We start from the raw sequence: 21813 nt of genomic DNA on the forward strand, positions 1-21813 counted from the left end.
CCCTGCTGTGACACTAGAGCAGTCCCTGCTGTGCCCCGCGGCTGCCGCGCCGGGCCGCCCGCCGCTGCAACGCGAACAATCCGTAGCCGAGGAATCCGACGACGACCCCCGCTATACACGTCGGAAGCGCATCCGACCACCGATCGCCCGTGACGATCACCACGACGGCCGCGACCGCCCACGCCAGCGTTCCCAGTATCAGCGCAGGTCGCGGGTCGGCGAGGCGCTGAGTGAGGGGTGGGCGATCTGCGGATTCGTTCACCGAATGAACGCTACCCTCGCCGTGGTGCCCTAATCTCCAAGGGCGACGCGCGACTTCTGGCGATGGGGACTGAACAATGGGTGCTGCTCCGAAACTGCTCGACAACTACTTCAAGATCACCGAGCGTGGTTCGACGGTAGGAGCGGAGGTCCGCGGCGGAGTGGTGACGTTCGTCGCGATGGCATACATCGTGGTGCTGAACCCGCTCATCCTCGGTAGTTTCTCGGCCGACGACGCCGTCGCGAAGACCGACGTCCTCGGCAACATCCTCCCCGTCAACCAGGTGGCCGCGGTCACGGCCCTGGTGGCGGGACTGATGAGCATCGTGTTCGGGGTCGTCGCGAACTATCCCTTCGCGATCGCGGCGGGCCTCGGCATCAACAGTCTTCTCGCCGTCACCATCGCACCGCAGGTCACCTGGCCCGAGGCGATGGGCCTCGTGGTGATCGACGGTGTCATCATCGTCGTGTTGGCGCTCACCGGATTCCGGACGGCCGTCTTCAATGCCATTCCGGCCGAGCTCAAATCCGCCATCGCCGCCGGTATCGGCATGTTCATCGCGTTCATCGGTCTCGTCGACGCCGGGTTCGTGCGGCGCATCCCGGACGCCGCCGGCACCACCGTCCCCGTCGGCCTGGGCATCAACGGATCGATCTCCTCCTGGCCGACCGTGACGTTCGTGTTCGGTGTGCTGCTGATGGGTGTCCTGGTGGTGCGCAAGGTGCGCGGCGGTCTGCTGATCGGCATCGTCGTCACCACCGTGCTGGCCGCGATCATCGAGGCCGTCGCCGGTGTCGGACCGTCGCTGGGCGTGAACCCTTACGGCTGGAACCTCAGTGTCCCGGCCGCACCCGATGTGCTGGCGGAACTTCCGGATCTCAGCCTCGTCGGAGACGTCAGCATCTTCGGCGCGTTCACCCGCATCGGCGTACTCGCGGCCAGCCTGCTGGTGTTCACGCTGGTGCTCGCCAACTTCTTCGACGCCATGGGCACGATGACCGGGCTCGGCAAGGAGGCGGGTCTCACCGACGAGGACGGCAACCTGCCCAACATCGGACGGGCCCTGGTCGTCGAGGGCACCGGTGCCATCGTCGGTGGCGGCGCGTCGGCGTCGTCCAACACCGTGTTCGTGGAATCCGCCTCGGGTATTGCCGAGGGCGCCCGCACCGGACTCGCGAATGTGGTGACGGGACTGCTGTTCCTGGCCGCGATGTTCCTGACCCCGCTGTATTCGGTGGTGCCGATCGAGGCCGCCGCGCCGGCACTGGTCGTGGTGGGCGCGATGATGATCGGTCAGGTCCGCGACATCGATTTCACCCAGTTCTCGATCGCGTTGCCCGCGTTCCTCACCATCGCCGTCATGCCGTTCACGTACTCGATCGCCAACGGCATCGGCGTCGGATTCGTGTCGTGGGTCGTGCTCAATGCAGCGAGCGGTGGTATCAAGAAGATTCACCCGTTGATGTGGGTGGTGGCGCTTCTCTTCGTGGCCTACTTCGCGGTCGGTCCGATCACCGACGCAGTAACGTAAACGGCGGCCGATCAGTCCCGTATTGTCATTCCCGTGACCACGGATACGCGAGCACTCGCCAGCGACCTCTCCCTGGCTGTCGTGCGCCTCACGCGTCACCTGCGTGGGCGCCGCGTCGACGCCCAGGTATCGCTGACCCAGCTGTCGGCTCTGGCCACCCTTGCCCGCGACGGCGCCATGACGCCGGGCAATCTCGCGGCTCGTGAGAAGGTGCAGCCGCCGTCGATGACCCGGGTCATCGCGTCGCTGGTCGAACTGGGGCTGGTCGAGCGGGCACCGCATCCCACCGACGGACGGCAGATCATCGTCACGCTGTCGGATGCCGGTCACGCGCTGATCGCCGACGAGACCCACGCCCGCGAGGCATGGATGAACGAGCGGCTGTCCGGGCTCGACGAGGCTCAGCTGAAGACCCTCCGCGACGCCGTCGGCATCATCACGTCCATCGTCGCCGACTCGGAGTAGTCCGAACGGCCGCCTGCAGTCCCCACCCGTACAACGGCATTCGCCTGCCCGAACCCCGCGGCGCGGGGAAACCCCTTGCCGGAGAACGTAGCCGGCATCCGGAGTAATCCGGCCGCCGATGTCCCCCAGGGCCGGTCGATGGCGCGCGGGGCCCGGGAGCAAGATGGATGTGTGCCGCCCGAATCCGAGTCCACTGCCTCAGCCCAGCCGAAGACCGGCATGTTCGTCGCTCTCCGCACCCGGAACTACCGGCTGTGGGCGTCGGGGCAGATCGTCTCCCTCGTCGGAACCTGGATGCAGCGGGTGGCGCAGGACTGGCTCGTCCTGACGTTGTCGAACGGCAACGCACTCGCGGTCGGCATCGTGATGGCACTGCAGTTCGGTCCGACCCTGTTCCTGTCCGTCTGGGGCGGCGTGCTCGCCGACCGGTACGACAAGCGGCGCATCCTGATCGCGACGCAGGTGTCGATGGCGTTGTGCGCACTGGTGCTCGGGTTGCTGGACGTCGGCGGGCTGGTGGCCCTGTGGCACGTCTACCTCATCGCGTTTCTGCTGGGTTGTGCGTCGGCGATCGACGCGCCGGCGCGGCAGTCGTTCACGATCGAGATGGTCGGCAAGGAGTCGCTGCCCAATGCCATCGCCCTGAACTCGATGACGTTCAACACCGCTCGCATCATCGGCCCGGCGATCTCCGGTGTGCTGATCACCCTCATCGGCACGGGGTGGGTGTTCCTGCTCAACGTGGGCACGTTCACCGGTGTGCTGATCGCCCTGCTGATGATGAACGCCCGCGAACTGTTCACGGCACCCCAGGCGGAACGTGGAAAGGGGCAGGTCCGCGAGGGTTTCCGTTACGTGTGGGGTCGCACCGACCTGCGGGTGCTGATGGTGGCGGTGTTCATGGTGTCGACGTTCGGGCTGAACTTCCCGATCAGTCTCGCCGTTCTCGCCCGCAACACGTTCGAGCGCGGCGCGGACGCCTACGGACTGCTGTCGACCACCCTCGCCGTGGGCACGCTGGCCGGCGCCACGATCGCCGCGAAACGCAAGACCCCGCCGCGCCTGCGCACGTTCCTCGGCGCCGCGGCCGCATTCGGGGCGTTCGAGATCCTGGTGGGACTCATGCCCACCTACGTGCTGGTCGCGATCATGCTCGTGCCGACCGGCGCGTTGACGCTGACGTTCACGACGGCGGCGATGAACATCCTGCAGATGTCCGTGCCGTCCGAGATGCGCGGCCGGGTGATGGGCATCTACATGCTCTGCTTCCTCGGCGGCACCCCGCTGGGCAGTCCGGTTCTGGGCTGGCTGGCCGACGTCCTGGACCCCCGCGCCCCGCTCGTGATCGGAGGTGCGATCTCCCTGGTGAGCGGCATCGGCGCAGCGCTCTACCTGATGCGGCACCAACGAGTGCGACTGAAAGTACGCAGACCGGATGCGGGCCGCTACCTTCCGGTGTTCGAACTGCACAACGTTCTCGAACCACACCCCGTGGTGGTCTGCGACGCCACCGAGCAGGCCGTGGAAGCGAGCCGCGACCCGCGGTCCTGACGGCTGCCGCAACCGTTCAGACGCCGACCGCCGTCGCCACCGCCCTCCGGGTCAGCACTCTCGCGAGGTGGCTGCGGTACTCGGCGTCGGCGTTGCCGTCGGTGATCGGGTCGGTGCCCTCGGCGGCGTGTTCGGCCGCCGCCCGGATCAGTTCCGGATCGGCGGCATTGCCGACGAGCGCGTCCTCGACACCGCGAGCCCGCACCGGCACTGCCCCCATGTTGGTCAGCGCCACCCGGGCCTGCCGGATCGTGCCGCCGTCGACCTGGATCGTCGCGGCCACCGCCACGATCGACCAGGCCTCCGCGACCGTGTTGAACTTCTCGTACCGCGCCTCCCAGCCGGTGTGCTTGGGAACCCGCACGTCCACGAGGATCTCGTCCGGTCGCAGCGTGGTGGTGTAGTAGCCCTCGAAGAAGTCCGCGACCGGGATGCTCCGCCTGCCCGCGGTACCCACGGCGGTCAGGGTGGCGTCGAGTGCCAGTGCGGGGGCGCAGAGGTCGCCCGCCGGATCGGCATGCGCCAGAGCGCCACCCAGCGTGCCGCGATGCCGGATCTGCGGATCGGCGACGGTGCGGGTGGCCTCGACGAGCAGCAGCGCGTGCTCGTGAACGAGCGGGTCGCGGATCAGGTCGTAGTACGTGGTCATCGCACCGATCACGAGGCTGTCTCCGTCGTCGCGGACGCCGCGCAACTCACCGATCCGGCCCAGGTCGACGAGGGTGCTCGGCGAAGACAACCGCAGCCGCAGCACCGGTAGCAGGCTCTGGCCGCCCGCGAGTATCTTGGCGTCCTCCCCGGCCTCGGCGAGCGCGGCCACCGCCTGTTCGACGGAGGTCGGGGACACGTAGTCGAAGCTTGACGGAATCATCGGGCACCTCCCTGAGCGGTGTGGATGGCGTTCCAGACCCGCATCGGCGTACACGGCATCTCGACGTCGCGCACCCCGAACTGGCGGACGGCGTCGAGGACGGCATTGACGACGGCCGGGGTGGACGCGATCGTCCCCGCTTCACCGACCCCCTTGACGCCGAGCGGATTACCGGTGGCGGGTGTCTCGGTGCGGCCCGTGGTGAACGTCGGCAGATCCGCCGCCGACGGCACGTGATATTCGGCGAACGAACCCGACAGGAGGGTGCCGGACTCGTCGTACACCGCCTCCTCGTACAGAGCCTGCGCGATGCCCTGGGCGAGTCCGCCGTGCACCTGACCCTCCACGATCAGCGGGTTGACCACGTGCCCGATGTCGTCGACGCACACGTAGGAGCGGATGCCGACCTTCCCGGTCTCGGTGTCCACCTCCACCGCGCACAGGTGCGTGCCGTGCGGGAACGAGAAGTTCTCCGGGTCGTACGCGGCCTCGGAGTCCAGATTCGGTTCCACACCCTCGGGCAGGTCGTGCGCGGCGAACACGGCGAGCGCGACATCGGCGATGCCGACAGCTTTCTCGGTGCCCTTCACCCGGAACCGGCCCTCGGTGAACTCGAGATCGTCCTCGGCGCACTCCATCAGGTGCGCCGCGATGGGCCTGGCCTTCGCGATCACCTTCTCGGCGGCCTTCACTACGGCGATCGCGCCGACCGCCAAAGACCGGGAACCGTACGTGTCCATGCCACGCGGCGAGGTCTGGGTGTCGCCGTGCAGCACCTCGACGTCCTCGAACGGAACCCCCAGCTGATCCGCGACCACCTGGCTCCACGCGGTCTCGTGACCCTGGCCGTGCGCTGACGAACCGGTGACCACCTCGACCTTGCCGGTGGGCAGCATCCGGATCGCCGCGTGCTCCCACCCGCCGGCCCCGTAGGCCAGCGCGCCGAGGGTGCGCGACGGTGCCAGCCCGCACATTTCGGTGAACGTGGACACCCCGATGCCGAGTTGCACCGGATCCTTCCGCTCGCGGCGCTCAGCCTGTTCGCGCCGGAGCCCGTCGTAGTCGAACAACTCCCGCGCGTGCGCGGTGGCGGCCTCGTAGTTACCGGAGTCGTACGTCAGGCCCGCGACGGTGTCGAACGGGAACTCCTCGTGGGTGATCCAGTTCTTCGCCCGCAATTCCAGCGGATCCATCGACAACTCGGTCGCGAGTTCGTCCATCATCCGCTCGATCGCGAACGTCGCCTCCGGGCGGCCCGCCCCGCGGTACGCGTCGGTGGGCACCTTGTTGGTGAAGACGTTGGTGCACGTGAAGTGATACGCCGGGAACTTGTAGATGCCGTTGAACATGAACGCGCCCAGGATCGGCACCCCCGAGGTGACCAGGCGCAGGTACCCGCCCATGTCGGCGAGCAGTTCGACCTTCATTCCGGTGACGGTGCCGTCGCGGCGGGCGGCCAGTGTCAGTTTCTGGATCTGGTCGCGCCCGTGATGCGCCGCGACCATCGATTCGCTACGCGACTCGGTGTACTTGACGGGCTTGCCGAGTCGCCGCGCGACGAGCAGCGCGATGACTTCCTCCGGCGTCACCTGAAGCTTGCCGCCGAAACCGCCGCCGACGTCCGGGGCGACCACGCGCAGTTTGTGCTCCGGTATGTCGAGCGTCATCGCCAGCATCAGCCGCAGGATGTGGGGAATCTGCGTGGCCGACCACATGGTGATCTGGGCGCCGGTCGGGTCGACCACCACCGAGCGGGGTTCCATGAACGCCGGGATCAGCCGCTGCTGCCGGAACGTGCGCTCGACGAGTACCTCCGCGTCGCGGATGGCCTGCTCGACGTCGCCGCCCGTGCCGGCCTCCGCGGAGTCGAAGGTCCAGGTGGCGCTGACGTTCGTCCCGAGATCAGGGTGCACGAGGTCGGCGCCGTCGGCGGCCGCGCCCGCGAGATCGAGCACGACCGGCAGTTCGTCGTACTCGACGTCGATCACCTCGAGTGCGTCGTGCGCCTCGTACGCGCTGCGCGCCACCACGACCGCGACGGCCTCGCCGGCGAAGTTGACGCCGTCGACCGCGAGGGACGGGGCGGGCGGCGACTTCATGTCCGGTGTGATCGGCCAGGCACACGGCAGGCTGCCCTGCTCGTCGGCGAGATCGGCGCCGGTGAGGACCGCGACGACCCCGGGCATCTCGCGGGCGGCGGAGGCGTCGACACCGGTGATGCGGGCGTGCGCGAACGGGCTGCGCAGGATCGCCAGGTGCTGCATGCCGGGCAGGACGAGGTTGTCGGTCCAGCGGGTGCGGCCCGTGACCAGATGTTCGTCTTCCTTGCGTGTGCGGGCCTTCCCGATCTCCGGTTCCGCGGTGGCGGTCATCGCACACCTCCCTGCGCGGTGTCGGTCTTCGGTGCATCCGCCGTCGGTGCTTCGGTGGTGCCGCCGCCGCGCAACCGCTGCGCCGCATCCTGCACCGCGCTGACGATGTTCTGATACCCGGTGCAGCGGCACAAGTTGCCTTCCAACCCCAGCCGCACCGTCCGCTCGTCCGGGTCGGGTTCCTCGGCGAGCAGGTCGAGGGTCTGCATGATCATGCCGGGGGTGCAGTAGCCGCACTGCAGGGCATGATTGTCGCGGAACGCCTGCTGCACGGGGTGCAACGTCCCGTTCCGGGACAGGCCTTCGACGGTGAGGACGTCGCCGCCGTCGGCCTGCACGGCGAGCACCGAGCAGGACTTGACGCTGTGACCGTTCAGATGAACGGTGCACGCCCCGCAGTTTCCGGTGTCGCAGCCGATGACGGTGCCGACCTTGCCGAGCCGATCCCGTAGATAGTGGACGAGGAGTAGTCGCGGTTCCACCTCGTCCGTGTATGTAGTTCCGTCGACGGTGACAGTGATGCGCATCGCGCCTCCAAAGCCGGGAGCCTCAGGTGATACGTCCTACTCTGCGCCGACGGAGCGCGACCAACACCCGAAATCGTGGAACCGGTTCCGGATCGGTCACGTTCGGCGCGCGACCTCGAGCAGTTCCTGCAATGTCGCGAGACTGTGGCCGGCGAGCAGACGATCGACGTACGGCAGCGCGGCCGCGATCCCGGACTGCACCGGCTCGTACCCGTCCGCGCCGGCGTGCGGATTCACCCACAGCACGGTGCGGGCGAGCCGGCGCAGCTGAGCCATCTGCTCCGCGAGCAGGGTCGGGTCACCGCGCTCCCAGCCGTCGGAGAAGATCACCACGACGGCGCCGCGCGCCACGCCCCGCCTGCCCCAGCGGTCCAGGAACGCGCGCAGCGTCTCGCCGAGACGGGTGCCGCCCGCCCAGTCGGGCACGGCCCGGCCCGCGGCGGCGAGCGCCACTTCCGGGTCGCGGACCCGCAGTGCCCGCGAGAGCCGCGTCAGCCGAGTGCCCAGCGAGAACACCTCGGTTCCTGCGGGGTTGCCGCGGGCGACGACGTGCGCGAAGCGCAGCAGCGCATCGGCGTACGGGCTCATCGATCCGGACACGTCGATCAGCAGCACCATCCGGCGCGGCCGGGTTGCCTTGCGGTGGTGGCTCGGCCGCACCGGTTCGCCGCCCGCCGCGAGCATGCCCCGCACGGTGCGCCGCGGGTCCACGGTGCCCCGGCGGGCCGGGCGCATCCGGATGGCCGGGCGGGTCGGGGGCCGCGGGCGCAGGGCGGCGATCAGCTCGGCGAGGTGCGCGCGCTCGGCCGCAGTGAGGTCGGCGATGTCGCGGTGGCGCAACACCTCGGTGTCGTCCGCGGCGACCCGCAGATGCGGCGCGTCGCCACCGGTGTCGCCGCCCTCCGTCGTGGTCAGAGCCGCGATACTGGCGCGGCGAGGCTGCTCCCCGGACCGCGGCGTGCGAGCCGGGACGGTACCGCCGAACCAGGCCGAGAACGCCGAGTCGTACCGCGGGATGTCGTCGGGACCGCGGCACAGCGTCGCGCGACCCGCCCAGTACACCTGGCTCGGATCGCCCACATCCACCTGGCCGAGGGCTCGCGTGAACGCGGCGACGGCGTCCGACGCGACCGACAGTCCCGCCGCCGAGAGGGCGTGCGCGAACCCGGCGATGCCCACCAGCGGGTCGCCGCTGTCCGGGGTCGTGGACACGCCTCTCACCCCGCCAGGAGCCGGTCCAGTCCGACCCGGGCCACCCGTTCGAGGTCCTCGCGGTACTTGAGGACCGCGCCGAGCGTCGCGGCGGCGGTCTCCGCGTCCAGCACGTCCCGATCGAGTTCCCGCAGTGCGCGCGCCCAGTCCAGCGACTCGGCCACCCCCGGCGGCTTGAGCAGTTCCATCTCGCGCAGGGAGTGGACGGCCCGGGCGACCTGGCCGGCGAGTTCGGCCCCGATTCCGGGGATGCGGCGGCGCAGGATCGCGACCTCCCGCGCCAGATCGGGGTGTTCGAGCCAGTGGTAGAGGCAGCGGCGTTTGAGGGCGTCGTGCACCTCGCGGGTGCGGTTGGAGGTGAGCACCACCAGCGGTGGTGTCGCCGCCCGCACCTCGCCCAGTTCGGGGATGGTGACGGCATTCTCGTCGAGGACCTGCAGCAGGAATGCCTCGAACTCGTCGTCGGCGCGGTCGATCTCGTCGACGAGCAGCACGCACGGCGCTTCGGTGAGGGCCCGCAGCAAGGGGCGCGCCAGCAGGAACCGCTCGGTGTACAGCGAGCGTTCGACCGTGTCGGCCTCGAGCGTGCCGTCGCTCGCCGCCTCCAGCGTCCGCAGGTGCAGCAACTGCCGCGGGAAGTCCCAGTCGTAGAGCGCCTGCGCGGCGTCGATGCCCTCATGGCATTGCAGGCGGATCAGCGGCAGACCGAACGCCTCCGACAACGCGGCCGCGAGCGACGTCTTGCCGGTGCCGGGTTCGCCCTCGCAAAAGAGCGGACGTCCCATACGGATGGCGAGGAACGCGGCCATCGCGACGCCGTCGTCGGCGAGGTAGCCGGTGGCGTCGAGCGCCCGCGCCAGTTCCGCTGGCGAACCGATCGTCGGCGTGGAATCACTCACGCCCGCGAGCCTAGGTGAGTGCCGGCCCCCGGATACGCGACTCGGACAACCCCGTCGGCGGTCAACCGTCCGGCTCCACCCTGCCGCGGTCCTCGCTCAACCGCCGGAACATCGCGGTGGCGCCGAACCTCGCGGCCGCCCGTTCGACCAGTCCCGGCGCGATCTGTGACAGGGCGAGCAGCGGGCGGATCGGCGCTCCGCTCTCGACGATCTCGGGCCGGTCACGCCGAATCGCCCGGATCACGGCGGCGGCGACCTTGTCGGTGCTGGTCTCGCCCGTGATCCGGCCGGCCCTGATTCCGCGTTCCGTCATCCGCTGGTACATGCCGTCGCCGGCGATGAAGCCGGGGCACACGACGGAGAAACCGACGGGCGAGCCTGCGTACTCCGCGCGCAGCGACTGGGTGAGACCGATCAATCCGGCCTTCGTCGCGGCGTACGGCGCGCAGTACGCCGGACCGATCTTCGCGGCCAGCGACGAGATGAACACCACGTGACCGCGACCGCGGCCCAGCATCCCGGGCACCACACGGCGCGTGAGAAGTAGTGGCGCGGTGAGATTCACGTCGACCATGGCGGTGAGCTCGCCGGGGTCGAGTCGGGTGAAGGCCGAGACGTTCTCCACGCCGGCGTTGTTCACCAGCAGGTCGAGGGGGCCGACCGCCGCCTCGGCGCGGTCGATCAGCGAATCGAGCTGACCGAGCCGGTCCAGGTCCGCGGGCACGGCCTCGGCACGCACACCCAGCGCACGCAGCTCTCCGACGATGTCCGCGAGGCGGTCCGCACGCCGGCCGGATACCGCGACGGCGACGCCCTCCCTAGCGAGGGCCCGGGCGACGACGCGGCCGAGACCGCCGGAGGCGCCGGTCACCAGAGCCGTGCGTCCCTGCAGTTGCTTCATTCCTCCGAGCTTTCGCGGTCGGTGGAGGGGAGTCAACGCTGTGACGCCCCGCATACGGCACGATGGACCGGTGGTTCACGTCATCGACATAACAGATCCGGCCGACACCAGGCTGGACGACTTCCGCGATCTCAATTCCTCGGACCGCCGTCCCGACCTCCCCGAGGGCAAGGGTCTGGTGATCGCGGAAGGCGTGCTGGTGGCGCAGCGCCTGCTCACGTCCCGGTTCGACCCGATCGCGCTGCTCGGCGTCGATCGGCGGCTGGAGGAACTCACGGACGACCTCGCGGACGTGGACGTGCCGTTCTATCGGACGACGGCGGACGTGATGGCCGAGGTCGTCGGGTTCCACCTCAACCGGGGTGTGCTCGCGGCGGCGCGCCGCCCCACGCCGCTCGAACTGCCGGACGTGCTCGAGCATGCCCGGACGGTCGCGGTGCTCGAGGGCGTCAACGATCACGAGAACCTGGGCTCGATGTTCCGCAACGCGGCAGGGCTCGGCGTCGACGCCGTGGTGTTCGGCAAGGGCTGCGCCGACCCGCTGTACCGCCGGGCGGTCCGGGTGTCGATGGGGCACGTTCTCCGGGTTCCGTTCGCGCACGTGACGAAGTGGCCGCACGACCTGGACGCGTTGCGGGAGCGGGGTTTCCAGCTTATCTCGTTGACCCCGAACCCCGAGGCGGTGACGTTGGCCGAGGCGATGACGGGGGAGAAGGTGGCGTTGCTGCTCGGCGCGGAAGGCCCCGGCCTCACCGAACACGCCATGCGGGCCACGGACATTCGTGCCCGCATTCCGATGGCACCCGGCACGGACTCGCTCAATGTCGCGACGGCGGCGGCGATGGCGTTCTACGAGCGCGTCCGCACGGGCCGGTGACAATGCTGCACCCTCATTCCCCGTCTCCGCCGCCGACGGGGACACCGTGGTCGACCGGACTCCTCGTGGCGGGCTTCGCCGCGGTCGTGGTGGCGGTCGCGGTCATGGCCTTCGGCTCGCAGCTCGCGCGGATCAACCCCGCCCTGGCGGTGATCCTCGAACTCGTCGTGGTGGCCGGGGTCGCACCGTCGGTGTGGCGACTACGCCGGGCATCGGTCTGGCGGTGGCTGGTGTACGGGGCCGCGGCCGGGGTTGTCGCCGGCTGGACGGCGCTGCTCGTCGGCGCCGCCTGACTCCGGCCGGAGTCGTCAGAAACCGAAGTAACGGCGGAGGAGTCCGCCCTTGCGAGCCGGCGGCGGAGCGGGTGCCGGCACCGGGCCGGGATCGGGGGCGGGGGCGGGGGCGGGGGAGGGTTGTTCCGCCTCGACGGCAGGCTCGATCTCGGGCCCCTCGCCGGGCGGGTGAACGGTGAAACCGAGCACGGTGAGCGTCTTCGGGTCGATCTCGGTGCCCTCGGGGGCGCCCGTGTACCGGAAGCCCAGCCATTCCCGGTTGGCGCCCTCGGCGAACTGCTGCGGGTGGAACGGCAGCGACTGCGGGTCGGGCAGGACACCCGCCGGGTGTTTCAGCGGAAAGTCGCCCGCCCAGAACGGCCTCTCCCACACCAGGGGGATACCGAGGTCCTCGTGGATGTGGACCGGTGTCGCGCTGAACGACCGCGTCAGGTGCCCGTCCTCCCACATCGCGAACGAGCCCCACGCGATGTCGGGCTTGGACGCCACATAATACGTCTTCGCGAATTCGGTGGGCCGGATGCGTGTTTCGGGCAGAGTCGACGGTCGGGGGACGGCCAGGTCGGGCCCGCACACGACGGTGACACCGGGGTAGGAACCGATGTGCACGGTCCCGGCGGCATCGAGCCGCGCGGCCTCGACCAGCGGAACCGGACCGGTGGGGGTGGCCACCAGATCGGGATAGAGGCGGGAGGCGAGCTGCTGCGCCGCGCCCGGATCAGGATCCGGGTGGCCGTGCAGCACAGCCGCAGGGTCGGGGACGTCGACGTACCAGATCGTTGATACCTTGGCCCCCACGGTCATCCCTCTCTTCCGGTGTCTTCCTGAAAGAGTACGACCCCGACCGTGTTCCCGGCCTGATCACCGCGCAGACGGTCACCGTCCGCTGCTGCGGACACCGAGCAGGACGTCGTCCCATGACGGGAGGGCGGGTTTGCCGCGCTTGTCCTTGTTGTTCGTCTGGTGCGGGGCGATCTTGGGTGCGGCGGGTTCCTCGGACGGGGCGGGCTCGTCCGAGAGCTCCTCGGTGACATCGGCCTCGATGATCTCCTCGGGCTCGATCGTCGGCACCTCCACCTCGGTGGGGAACTCGGCGAGTTCGAGCTGCTCCGGCTCGTCGGACGCCACCGGCGCCAATCCGCGGAGCGGACGGCCGAAGTCGGGATCGATCAGGTCGAACGCGGTGTCGTCGAGCGCGACGATGGTGCCACCGTGCGCGTCCGGCTGATACCGCCAGTGCGCCGCGTTGGTGGTCCGACCGGCCTGCCACTGCAGCTGGGCGACCCAGTGATTGTCCTCGTCGCGCCACGCATCCCACGTGGCGTCGTCGATGTTGTGCCCCCGCGCGCGGAACGCCTGCGTGACGATCTCGGCGAGAGTGGGAACGGCGGGGCCGTTGTCGCGGACCGGGTGTCCGCCCTGCGCCATCTCGGCCGCACGGGAACGTTCGAGCAGGACCGGATACGCGAACCGCTCCACCTTCGCCAGGGGGATACCGGCCTCGTCGGCCACCTGTTCGACGGAGGCGCCGGCACGGATGCGGGCCTGGATTTCGCGGGGCCTGAGCTGACTGTCCATTTCGATCTCAATCTGGCCGAGTCGAGCGATGTCCCCGCGGGATGCGGCGCGGAGTTTGTCATCGGCGGGAAGCCGGAATTTTTCGCCGGTACTGGCATCTGCGCACACGACGTGCGATCCATCAGGCTCGAGACCGATCACTCGAAGCTCTCGCACGTTGACCTCCTTATCGCGCCGGCTCGCGACTTTGCACCTGGGCAACTGTAATTCATTCGTGACAGCCCGCGCGGCAGGACACGCGCGGGTAAATCCCGTCCCGGCGTCGCGTGCGCGCTAGGCTTCGTCCTTTCGTGATCGGTCCTTCCTGCGGGGTGTGCGCTGCCTTGTGCGGGTGGCCTCGACCGGGTCGATCGCTGGTGCAGACCAGTGTTCGGCCAGCTCGAGGCTGGGTTCGCGGCCGGAGGCGACGTGCCGGTACGCGATCTCCGCGGCGCGGTCGACGTCGCCCGCCGCGATCGCGTCGTACAACTCGGCGTGCTCGTCACATTGCTGTCCGGGATCGCGTTCCTTGGTGAGGTGGAACAACCACTGCACGCGCGTCGCGAGCGGTTGCAGCATCGACTGCAGCAGGGGACTGCCGGACATCTCCACGATGACGGCGTGGAATGCGGCGTTCGCGGCGGCGATGGCGGGCTTGTCATCGCGAACGGTGGCTGTACGCGCCGCGGTGAGTTGGTCGCGCAGCGCCGTGAGATGGGAGTCGTCCGCTCGCTGCGCCGCGAGCCGGGCCGCGAGCACCTCGAGGCTTTCGCGGACGTCGAAGAGGTCACGGACCTCGTCGACGCCGAACGGGGCGACGATCGCCCCGCGACGCGGGACGATCACGACGAGTCCGTCGGTCTGGAGCTGTTGCAGGGCCTCGCGCAGCGGGATCCGGGACACCTGCAGTTCTGCGGCGAGGTCGCGTTCGATCAGGCGCTGGCCCGGCGCGAGCTGCAGGTTGACGATGCGACTACGCAGTTCTTCGTACGCGGTCTCGCGCAGCGACTTCGGCGCCGACGTGTCGGTTGCACCGTTCACCCGGTCTCCTGTCGTTGTGGTGGCCACGTCCGCCACCGTAGAACCCGTCCGTGCGCCGCCCTCGGGTGGATGCGGGTCCTTACGTCTGTGTAACACGGCGGAAATGCCGCGCCCCCAAGATTCAAATAACGGTATACCGCTAACTGTGGCGGTTCCTGAGTCAAGGAGTCCAGCGCGTGAACACGACCCTCTCCGCCCGAGCCCGAACCCTCGTCCCCGCGCTGTGCGCGGCCGCGACTCTCGCGGCGACCCTGACGGCCTGCGGGTCGACGGACGCAGGCACCGCCTCCGGCGACACCCTCCGCGTCGGGGTGTTCTTCCCCGGCTCCGTGTCCGACACGGGCTTCATGGAATCGGGGTATCTCGGCTACCAGCGTCTCGAGGAAACCCTCGGTGACCGGCTGGAGCTGAGTTACGTCGAGCAGGTCGCCGCCGCCGACTATCAGCAGGCCCTGGTACGGTTCGCGACCGCGAACGACCTCGTCGTCTCGCTCGGCGGCCAGACGGACGCCGACGTCCGCAAGGTCGCACCCCAGTTCCCCGACGTGAAGTTCGTCGAGATCGGCGGACCCGCCGACGCGTCCCCGCTGCCGAATCTCGCCTATTACGACCCGCAGCAGGCGGAGGCCGAGTTCCTCAGCGGAGCGGTCGCGGCGACGGCGTCCGAGACCCCGTCCGTGTCGTTCGTCGGCGGTGTCGAACTGCCCGCCATCGTGAACGCCGCGAAGGCCTTCGGCAACGGCGCCGAGTTCGCGCGGCCCGGCACCCAGGTGCTCACCCCGCAGTACCTGGGCGACTTCAACGACCCGGCCAAGGCGAAGCAGGCCGCGCTCGCCAACTACGGCGCCGGCGCGGGCGCGGTGGGGCAGATCGTGAACCTCGGCAAGTCCGGTCTGGAACAGGCCGCCACACAGTCGGGCGCCCTGATGGTGGGCGGCCCGATTCCCGGCGACTGCTCGAACCCCGCCTACATCGGGTACGTGCACACCGACATCGGTAAGGAAGTGGAGTACGCCGTCCGGTCCACCCTGGACGGGACGTGGAAGGCCGAGAACGTGGCCTTCGGCCTCACGTCACCGAACGGCGGCACCGACTTCCTGCTCTGCGGCGCCGACCCCGCCGTCGCCGACGCACTCGACAAGGCGAAGACCGCCCTGTCCACCGGCGCCGTCGAGCCCTACCGAGCGGGCTGACATGAGCACACCAGCACTCCAACTCACGGGAATCGGGAAGAGCTTCGGCGACGTCCGGGCCCTCCACGGTGTCGACCTGTCGGTGCAACCCGGAACGGTGCACTGCATCCTCGGGGAGAACGGGGCCGGGAAGTCGACGCTCTGCAACGTCGTCTACGGCGGTCTGCGACCGGACACCGGAACGATGACCCTCTCCGGTCGCAGGTACGCGCCCGCTTCGCCCGCGGCTGCGATGGCGGACGGCGTGGCGATGGTGCATCAGCACTTCAGTCTCATCGGCACGATGACCGTGGCCGAGAACCTGCTGCTCACCGGACGGGGGCTGCGACTGCGCCGCGCGGAACTGCGGACCCGCCTCGATCGGCTCGCCGACGACTATCACCTGCGGATCGATTCGGACGCGCTGGTCTCGGCCATGCCGATCGGTGCGCGGCAGAAGGTCGAGATCGTGAAGGCCCTCCTCACCGACCCCTCGTTGATCCTGCTGGACGAGCCGACCGGGGTCCTCGACCCCGGCGAGATCGACGCCCTGATCGAGACGTGCCAGGCCGTCGCGGCGGCGGGCAAGGCGGTAGTCCTCGTCACCCACAAACTCGGCGAGGTGGCCCGCGTCGCGGACGCCGCGACCGTATTGCGGGGAGGCGAGGTGGCAGGCGGGGGCCGCATGTCGGAGTTGACGATCCCCCAGCTGACGACGGCGATGGTCGGAAGACCGGTGTCGGAACTCAGTCCGGTGCTCGCGGCGGGAGTCGGCGCGGAGAGCGATGTCGGCGCGACGCCCGAACGGTGGGCGACCGGCCCCGTCGTCCTCGGGATCCGCGGCGTCCGCGCCACCCGGGCGGACGGCAGTGTCGCCCTGTCCGGCGTGGGGCTCGAGGTGCGGGCCGGTGAGATCGTCGGGATCGCGGGCGTCGAGGGGAACGGGCAGAGCGAACTGGTGGCCGTGCTGTCCGGGGCGACCCGACCCGAGTCCGGCACGGTCACGCTCGGCGACGCCGACATCACGTCGGCGTCCCCGGCCCAACGCACCCGGCTCGGTCTCGGGGTGGTGCCGGAGGACCGCCACCGAGAGGCGATGGTGGCGGAACTGTCCCTGTCGGAGAACCTCTTCCTCGGCCGCCTGCACCGCTTCCGCAGGATGGGTCTGCTCGACCGCCGCCGGATGGACGCCGCGGCCGGGGACCTGATCGAGCAGTTCTCTGTGCGGACACCCGGGCCGGGAACATCCATGGGTTCGCTGTCGGGCGGCAATCAGCAGAAGGTCGTCCTGGCCCGCGAACTGTCGACGGAGAACCTGCAGTGTCTGGTCGCGGCGCAGCCCACCCGCGGACTCGACGTCGGGGCGGTCGAATTCGTTCTGAACCAACTCCGCGGCTGCGCGTCCGCGGGAAACGGAGTCCTGGTCGTGTCCAGCGAGATCCCCGAACTGCTCGCGCTCTGCGACCGCATCTTCGTCAGCTACCGCGGGGCCCTGCTCGGGCCCGTCGACACGTCGGCGGCCACTGCGGGGCAGCGCATCGGTGAACTGATGACGGGAACGGCGGCATGACTCGACTTCGAATCCGGGTGCACCACCCACTTCCCGTGGCGGTCGCCGCGATCGCGGTCGCGGGACTCGTCGGACTGCTCCTCGCCGCGGCCGCGGGTGCCACCGTGCCCGAGACCGTCGAGGCTCTGTCCGAGGGGATGTTCGGCAGCAGCTACGCGATCGGAGTCTCGCTCAACACAGCCGCGGTGCTGGCTCTCGTCGCGGCCGGGTTCACCGTCGCACACCGGGCCGGACTGGTGAACGTCGGTGGCGAGGGCCAGCTGTGTGTCGGCGGCATCGCCGCGACCGCGGTCGGCACCGCTCTCGGGGAGGACACCCCCGCCCCGATCGCCGTCACCGCGGTACTCCTCGCCGCGGCCGGTGCCGGGTGGTCGTGGGCCGCGATCGCCGCGTACCTGCGGGTCCGCCGGGGCACGAGCGAGATCATCACGACGCTGCTGCTGAACTTCGTCGGCCTCGCGCTGGTGCTGCTGATGGTGCACGAGCCCAGCCTCCTCCGCCAGCCCGTCACGTCGTCGGAGACGCTGCCGCAGTCCGCGCCGCTGATCGAGACCGCGCACCTACCGCTGCTGGGGATCGAACGCTCGCCGGGGACGATCGCGCTGTGGATCGCGCTGGTCGCGGCGCTGATCGTCGGCGTTGTCCTGCGCCGGACGGCGGTCGGCGTCCGGCTGCGCTCCGTCGGCCTGAACCCGGATGCGTCGGCGCGGCTGGGACTGCCGGTCGGACAGCTGCGATTTCTCAGCCTGTCCTGCGCCGGCGCGTTTTCCGGGCTCGCGGGCGGGATCCTCGTCGCGACGGCACCGTTCGTGCTTGTCGAAGGATTCTCCTCCGGCTATGGGTTCTCCGGGCTGGTCGTCGGACTCCTGGCGCGCGGTTCCATGCTCGCCGTCGGCGCCGTGTCGCTGCTGCTCGGCTTCCTCGTGTCCGGCGGAATCAATCTTCAACTCGCAGCCGGTGTTCCGGCATCGACCGTGTCGATCGTGGAATCGCTCATGATCATCCTGATCGCGGGAGCGGTGCTGTGGACCGCGACCGGCCGGAGATCGAGATCCGCGGCCGCGACGACGGCGAAGACCCACGACGTCCCCGACCTGGCTGGAGCGAAGCAATGATGAACACGGTGTCGGACATCGCCGTCAGCGGCGTGGGATTCGCACTCCCGATCCTGGTGGCCGCGAGCGGGGAACTGGTGAGCGAGCGGGCGGGCGTACTGAACCTCAGCCTCGAGGGCATGATGCTGACCGGGGCATTCGCCAGCGTGCTCGGCGCCGTCACCACCGGATCCGCGGTGGGCGGCCTCGCGGCCGGATTGGCGGCCGGGGTGCTGTTCGGACTGCTGCAGGCATTGCTGAGCGTCACGCTGCGCGCCGACCAGATCGTGGTGGGCATCGCGAGCAACGCCCTCGCCCTCGGTGCCACCACCTACGGCGCCCGGCTGCTCCTCGCGGACGGCAAGGGGCAGAATGCCCCGGGTTTCGCGGTCGTCGAGATCCCGCTGCTGCACCGGATCCCGATCCTCGGACCGGCACTCTTCTCGCAGACGGCCCTCGGCTACTTCTGCTTCGCGGTGGTCGGGCTGCTGGCCGTCACCCTGTCCCGCCGGACCCGGGCAGGTCTCGTCGTCGACGCGGTCGGGGAGGACGCGAAGGCGGCAGACTGGAGCGGACTGCCGGTGCGGAAGATCCGTTACCTGTGCGTGCTCGTCGCGGGACTGACGGCGGGACTGGCCGGCGCGCAGCTCGCGCTGTCCGAGGTGCGCTCGTTCAGCGACAACATGACCGCCGGAATCGGGTACCTCGCCGTCGTGGCGGTGATCGCGGGCAGGTGGCGCGCGCTCGGCGTGATCTGGGCGTCCGTGTTCTTCGGGATCGCGCAGGCGCTCCAGTTCGCGTTGCCCGCGCTCGGTGTCAGCGTCCCGTTCGCCCTGCTCGTCATGCTGCCCTACGTGATCGCGATCGTCGCGGTCAGTGGATTCATCCGCAACAGCCGCTCACCCGCAAACCTGACCGTCGCGTTCGCGCGCGCGTCCTGATCGATCTCAGCGAGGAAACTCTTGTGACACTGATCCTTTCCCATTCCGACGTGGCCGGCCTCATCGACCGCGCCGAGGTGTTCGCCGCGGTGGAACGGGCGCACGCCGACCTGGCCGCCGGGACGGCATCCGCACCCGCCCCACCCGCCATGACCCTGCAGTCCGCGGCCTTCGTCCCGATGGTCGCGGCGGCTCAGTCGGCCGGCGCGGCCGCGGTGAAGATGCTGGTCGATCTTCCCGGCAACGCCTCCCGCGGTCTGCCCGTCCAACGCTCGGCCGTACTGGTCGCGTCCGCGGACACCGGTGAGTGCGAGGCCCTGCTCGACGGCCGCCTGATCACTGCCGTGCGCACCGCCGCCGCCAGCGCCGTGGCCACGAAACACCTCGCCCACCGAGGCAGCCGCGTGCTGGGGCTGGTGGGCGCCGGGACCCTCGCCGTCGAACACGCCCGGGCGATCACCCGGGTGTCGGACGTCGAGACGGTGCTGGTGTGGTCGCGCTCGGACGCGACGGTCGAGGAATTCCGCAGCCGAACAGAGGATCTCGGCATCTCGGTCAAGCCGATGGACTCGCCCGAGGCGGTCACCCGGTCTTCCGACGTCCTCTGCACGCTCACGCCGTCGAGGGACCCGATCGTGCGGGGCGCCTGGTTCGGCGAAGGCTTGCACGTCAACGCCGTCGGTGCGCCCCCGCGCGCGGACCACCGGGAGATCGACGGCGAGGGAATGCGACGGGCCCGGGTGGTCGTCGACTCGGTGGCCACCACCATGACCAAATCGGGAGAGACGCTGCTGGCGCTCGCCGAGGGAGCGATCAGCGAGGGCGACGTCGCCGTGGAGTTGGGCGACGTGATCGTGGGCCGCACCGTCGCCCGCACCTCCGATCGGGACATCACGCTGTACAACTCCGTCGGGATCGGCCTCCAGGACCTCGCCGCGGCGCGCATACTGATCGACAGAGCCCGGGAACGGGGCGTCGGAACAGAAGTGGATCTGAGTCGATGAGCCAGAGCGATGTCGACGACGTGGACCTTGCGCACCTGCGGCGAGCCATCGAACTCGCCGACGAGACGGGCGACGCGGGCAACAGACCGTTCGGTGCGGTGGCGGTGGGGGCGGACGGTCATGTGATCAGCGAGGGCGCCAACTCCGTCGCGACGTCCGCCGATGTCACCGAGCACGCGGAACTCGACGCGATCACCACCGCCTGCGGTGAGGGACGCACCGGCGACCTCGTCGGCGCCACCATGTATGCCAGCGGTGAGCCGTGCCCGATGTGCAGTGCGGCGATGGTGTGGGCCGGCATCACGCGGGTTGTCTACGCGGCGTCGTCCGCGGACTTCTCCCGGATTCTCCCGGACGGCCCCCGGTTCACGCTGGGCTGCTCCGACGTGCTCGAGTCCGCGAGCGTCGAGATCGAGGTCAGCGGACCGCATCTCGGCGACGAGGCGCTCGCACCGTTCCACCGTTTCCTCGACACGGACTGACCCCCGAACGCCGTCAGCCCCCGGCACCGAGGTGGCGGGGGCTGACGGACGTGGGTGCCGGGACTCAGCCGAGCTGCGAGACGACCCAGTCGATGCTCTTCGTGAGCTGCGAGACGTCCTCGGGATCGATCGCCGGGAACATGCCGACACGCAGCTGGTTGCGGCCCAGCTTGCGGTACGGCTCCGTGTCGACGACGCCGTTGGCGCGCAGGATCTTCGCCACCTGAGCCGCGTCGATCTTGTCGTCGAAGTCGATGGTGCCGACCACCTGCGAGCGGTGAGCGGGATCGGTGACGAACGGGGTGGCGTAGTCGCTGGCCTCGGCCCACTGGTACAGGCGCGAGGACGAATCGGCGGTACGCGAGGTGGCCCAGTCGAGGCCACCCTTGCCGTTCAGCCAGTCGATCTGGTTGGCGAGCAGCAGCAGCGTCGCGACCGCCGGGGTGTTGTACGTCTGGTCCTTGGAGCTGTTGTCCACGGCGATGGGCAGCGACAGGAAGTCGGGGGTCCAGCGACCCGACTCCTTGATCTCCGCGACGCGCTCGAGCGCCTTCGGGCTCATCAGCGCGATCCACAGTCCGCCGTCGGCGGCGAAGCACTTCTGCGGGGCGAAGTAGTACACGTCGGCGTCGGCGACGTTCACCGGCAGGCCGCCGGCGCCGGACGTGGCGTCGATGGCGATGAGCGCATTCTCCGAGCCCGCGGGACGCGAGACGGGAATCGCGACACCGGTGGACGTCTCGTTGTGCGCCCAGCCGATGAGGTCGACGGACGGATCCGAGACCGGCTCGGGAGCACTGCCCGGGTCGGCGGAGACGACGATCGGGTCGCCGATGAACGGGTTGTTCTTCGCGACCGACGCGAACTTGGAGCTGAACTCACCGTTCGTGAGGTGCAGCGACTTCTCCCGGATCAGGCCGAACGCGGCCGCATCCCAGAACGCTGTGGTGCCACCGTTGCCGAGCACCACCTCGTAGCCCTCGGGCAGGGAGAACAGATCGGCGAGGCCGGACCGCACGCTGGCGACGACGTCCTTGACAGGCTTCTGGCGGTGGCTGGTGCCGAACACCGAGGAGCCCACCTCGACCAGCGACTGCAGCTGTTCGGGGCGAACCTTCGACGGTCCGCAGCCGAAACGTCCATCGGCGGGCAGGAGGTCTGCGGGGATGATCGGTGTGGAGGTCATCGCTA

Annotated in this window: 22 protein-coding genes; 11 read left to right on the forward strand and 11 right to left on the reverse strand. The window is 69.7% G+C overall.

The window, feature by feature from the left end; translation table 11 throughout:
* Positions 1-13: 13 nt before the first annotated feature.
* A complete protein-coding gene (locus HGB39_RS18940) occupies positions 14-262 on the reverse strand; it encodes a DUF2530 domain-containing protein (protein WP_005244138.1) in 249 nt (82 codons plus the stop codon).
* 76 nt (positions 263-338) lie between these two features.
* On the opposite strand from HGB39_RS18940, the gene HGB39_RS18945 reads away from it, so the two are divergent.
* The 3 genes from HGB39_RS18945 to HGB39_RS18955 all read left to right on the forward strand — a co-directional run bounded on the left by HGB39_RS18945 (position 339) and on the right by HGB39_RS18955 (position 3809).
* Positions 339-1793: an NCS2 family permease gene (locus tag HGB39_RS18945; RefSeq protein ID WP_005255290.1), complete on the forward strand. Its 1455-nt coding sequence runs from the start codon at positions 339-341 to the stop codon at positions 1791-1793.
* 33 nt (positions 1794-1826) lie between these two features.
* Positions 1827-2258 (forward strand): Rv0880 family HTH-type transcriptional regulator, encoded by a 432-nt coding sequence (locus HGB39_RS18950; RefSeq protein WP_005244136.1) that lies wholly within the window; start codon positions 1827-1829, stop codon positions 2256-2258.
* Positions 2259-2477: 219 nt separating this feature from the next.
* Positions 2478-3809 (forward strand): MFS transporter, encoded by a 1332-nt coding sequence (locus HGB39_RS18955; RefSeq protein WP_005561572.1) that lies wholly within the window; start codon positions 2478-2480, stop codon positions 3807-3809.
* A 16-nt stretch (positions 3810-3825) separates the two neighbouring features.
* Here HGB39_RS18955 and HGB39_RS18960 read toward each other — a convergent pair whose 3' ends face one another.
* From HGB39_RS18960 to HGB39_RS18985, 6 genes are all read right to left on the reverse strand, one after another.
* The gene (locus HGB39_RS18960) at positions 3826-4680 is read right to left on the reverse strand and encodes an FAD binding domain-containing protein (protein WP_005244134.1); all 855 of its coding nucleotides are present in this window, start codon (positions 4678-4680) and stop codon (positions 3826-3828) included.
* Entirely contained in the window at positions 4677-7052 is a 2376-nt protein-coding gene (locus HGB39_RS18965; protein ID WP_007301144.1) for a xanthine dehydrogenase family protein molybdopterin-binding subunit, read from the reverse strand. Before HGB39_RS18965 ends, HGB39_RS18960 begins: the two co-directional genes overlap by 4 nt.
* Positions 7049-7579, reverse strand: coding sequence for a (2Fe-2S)-binding protein (locus HGB39_RS18970; RefSeq protein WP_005570244.1), 531 nt, complete (start codon positions 7577-7579; stop codon positions 7049-7051). The genes HGB39_RS18965 and HGB39_RS18970 overlap by 4 nt, the downstream gene beginning before the upstream one ends.
* 96 nt (positions 7580-7675) lie before the next feature.
* Positions 7676-8791: a vWA domain-containing protein gene (locus tag HGB39_RS18975; RefSeq protein ID WP_064080132.1), complete on the reverse strand. Its 1116-nt coding sequence runs from the start codon at positions 8789-8791 to the stop codon at positions 7676-7678.
* Positions 8792-8796: 5 nt separating this feature from the next.
* Positions 8797-9690, reverse strand: coding sequence for an AAA family ATPase (locus HGB39_RS18980; RefSeq protein WP_005255298.1), 894 nt, complete (start codon positions 9688-9690; stop codon positions 8797-8799).
* Between the two features lie 61 nt (positions 9691-9751).
* Positions 9752-10591, reverse strand: coding sequence for an SDR family NAD(P)-dependent oxidoreductase (locus HGB39_RS18985; RefSeq protein WP_005571901.1), 840 nt, complete (start codon positions 10589-10591; stop codon positions 9752-9754).
* Positions 10592-10661: 70 nt separating this feature from the next.
* Here HGB39_RS18985 and HGB39_RS18990 point away from each other — a divergent pair, with 70 nt between their 5' ends.
* Together HGB39_RS18990 and HGB39_RS18995 are read left to right on the forward strand one after the other, a co-directional pair.
* A complete protein-coding gene (locus HGB39_RS18990) occupies positions 10662-11468 on the forward strand; it encodes a TrmH family RNA methyltransferase (RefSeq protein ID WP_005255302.1) in 807 nt (268 codons plus the stop codon).
* 2 nt (positions 11469-11470) lie between these two features.
* Entirely contained in the window at positions 11471-11761 is a 291-nt protein-coding gene (locus HGB39_RS18995) for a DUF2537 domain-containing protein (RefSeq protein WP_039952940.1), read from the forward strand.
* A 15-nt stretch (positions 11762-11776) separates the two neighbouring features.
* Here the strand turns inward: HGB39_RS18995 and HGB39_RS19000 are convergent, their stop codons facing one another.
* The 3 genes from HGB39_RS19000 to HGB39_RS19010 form a co-directional block, all read right to left on the reverse strand.
* A complete protein-coding gene (locus HGB39_RS19000; protein WP_168442936.1) occupies positions 11777-12565 on the reverse strand; it encodes a DUF6928 family protein in 789 nt (262 codons plus the stop codon).
* Positions 12566-12637: 72 nt separating this feature from the next.
* A complete protein-coding gene (gene sepH, locus HGB39_RS19005) occupies positions 12638-13495 on the reverse strand; it encodes a septation protein SepH (protein ID WP_043792786.1) in 858 nt (285 codons plus the stop codon).
* Between the two features lie 117 nt (positions 13496-13612).
* Entirely contained in the window at positions 13613-14359 is a 747-nt protein-coding gene (locus HGB39_RS19010) for a GntR family transcriptional regulator (protein ID WP_005571897.1), read from the reverse strand.
* Positions 14360-14535: 176 nt separating this feature from the next.
* Between HGB39_RS19010 and HGB39_RS19015 the strand changes: the two genes are divergently transcribed.
* Genes HGB39_RS19015 through HGB39_RS19040 form a run of 6 tightly spaced genes read left to right on the forward strand, consistent with a single transcriptional unit; the run spans position 14536 to position 20622 of the window.
* Positions 14536-15552, forward strand: coding sequence for a BMP family protein (locus tag HGB39_RS19015; RefSeq protein WP_005571896.1), 1017 nt, complete (start codon positions 14536-14538; stop codon positions 15550-15552).
* Position 15553: 1 nt separating this feature from the next.
* Positions 15554-17101 (forward strand): ABC transporter ATP-binding protein, encoded by a 1548-nt coding sequence (locus HGB39_RS19020; protein WP_005571895.1) that lies wholly within the window; start codon positions 15554-15556, stop codon positions 17099-17101.
* Positions 17098-18216, forward strand: a complete 1119-nt coding sequence (locus tag HGB39_RS19025) for an ABC transporter permease (RefSeq protein WP_043792781.1) — start codon at positions 17098-17100, stop codon at positions 18214-18216. Before HGB39_RS19020 ends, HGB39_RS19025 begins: the two co-directional genes overlap by 4 nt.
* Positions 18213-19136, forward strand: a complete 924-nt coding sequence (locus HGB39_RS19030) for an ABC transporter permease (protein ID WP_005571893.1) — start codon at positions 18213-18215, stop codon at positions 19134-19136. The genes HGB39_RS19025 and HGB39_RS19030 overlap by 4 nt, the downstream gene beginning before the upstream one ends.
* Positions 19137-19159: 23 nt before the next feature.
* Entirely contained in the window at positions 19160-20140 is a 981-nt protein-coding gene (locus HGB39_RS19035) for an ornithine cyclodeaminase family protein (protein ID WP_064080925.1), read from the forward strand.
* On the forward strand, positions 20137-20622 hold the full coding sequence (locus tag HGB39_RS19040; RefSeq protein WP_005255312.1) for a nucleoside deaminase: 486 nt from the start codon (positions 20137-20139) through the stop codon (positions 20620-20622). Before HGB39_RS19035 ends, HGB39_RS19040 begins: the two co-directional genes overlap by 4 nt.
* A 64-nt stretch (positions 20623-20686) precedes the next feature.
* On the opposite strand, the gene serC is transcribed toward HGB39_RS19040, so the two are convergent.
* Positions 20687-21808, reverse strand: coding sequence for a phosphoserine transaminase (gene serC / locus HGB39_RS19045; protein WP_005255313.1), 1122 nt, complete (start codon positions 21806-21808; stop codon positions 20687-20689).
* Between the last annotated feature and the right edge of the window lie 5 nt (positions 21809-21813).

This window comes from Rhodococcus opacus, assembly GCF_012396235.1.
Lineage (GTDB): Bacteria > Actinomycetota > Actinomycetes > Mycobacteriales > Mycobacteriaceae > Rhodococcus_F > Rhodococcus_F opacus.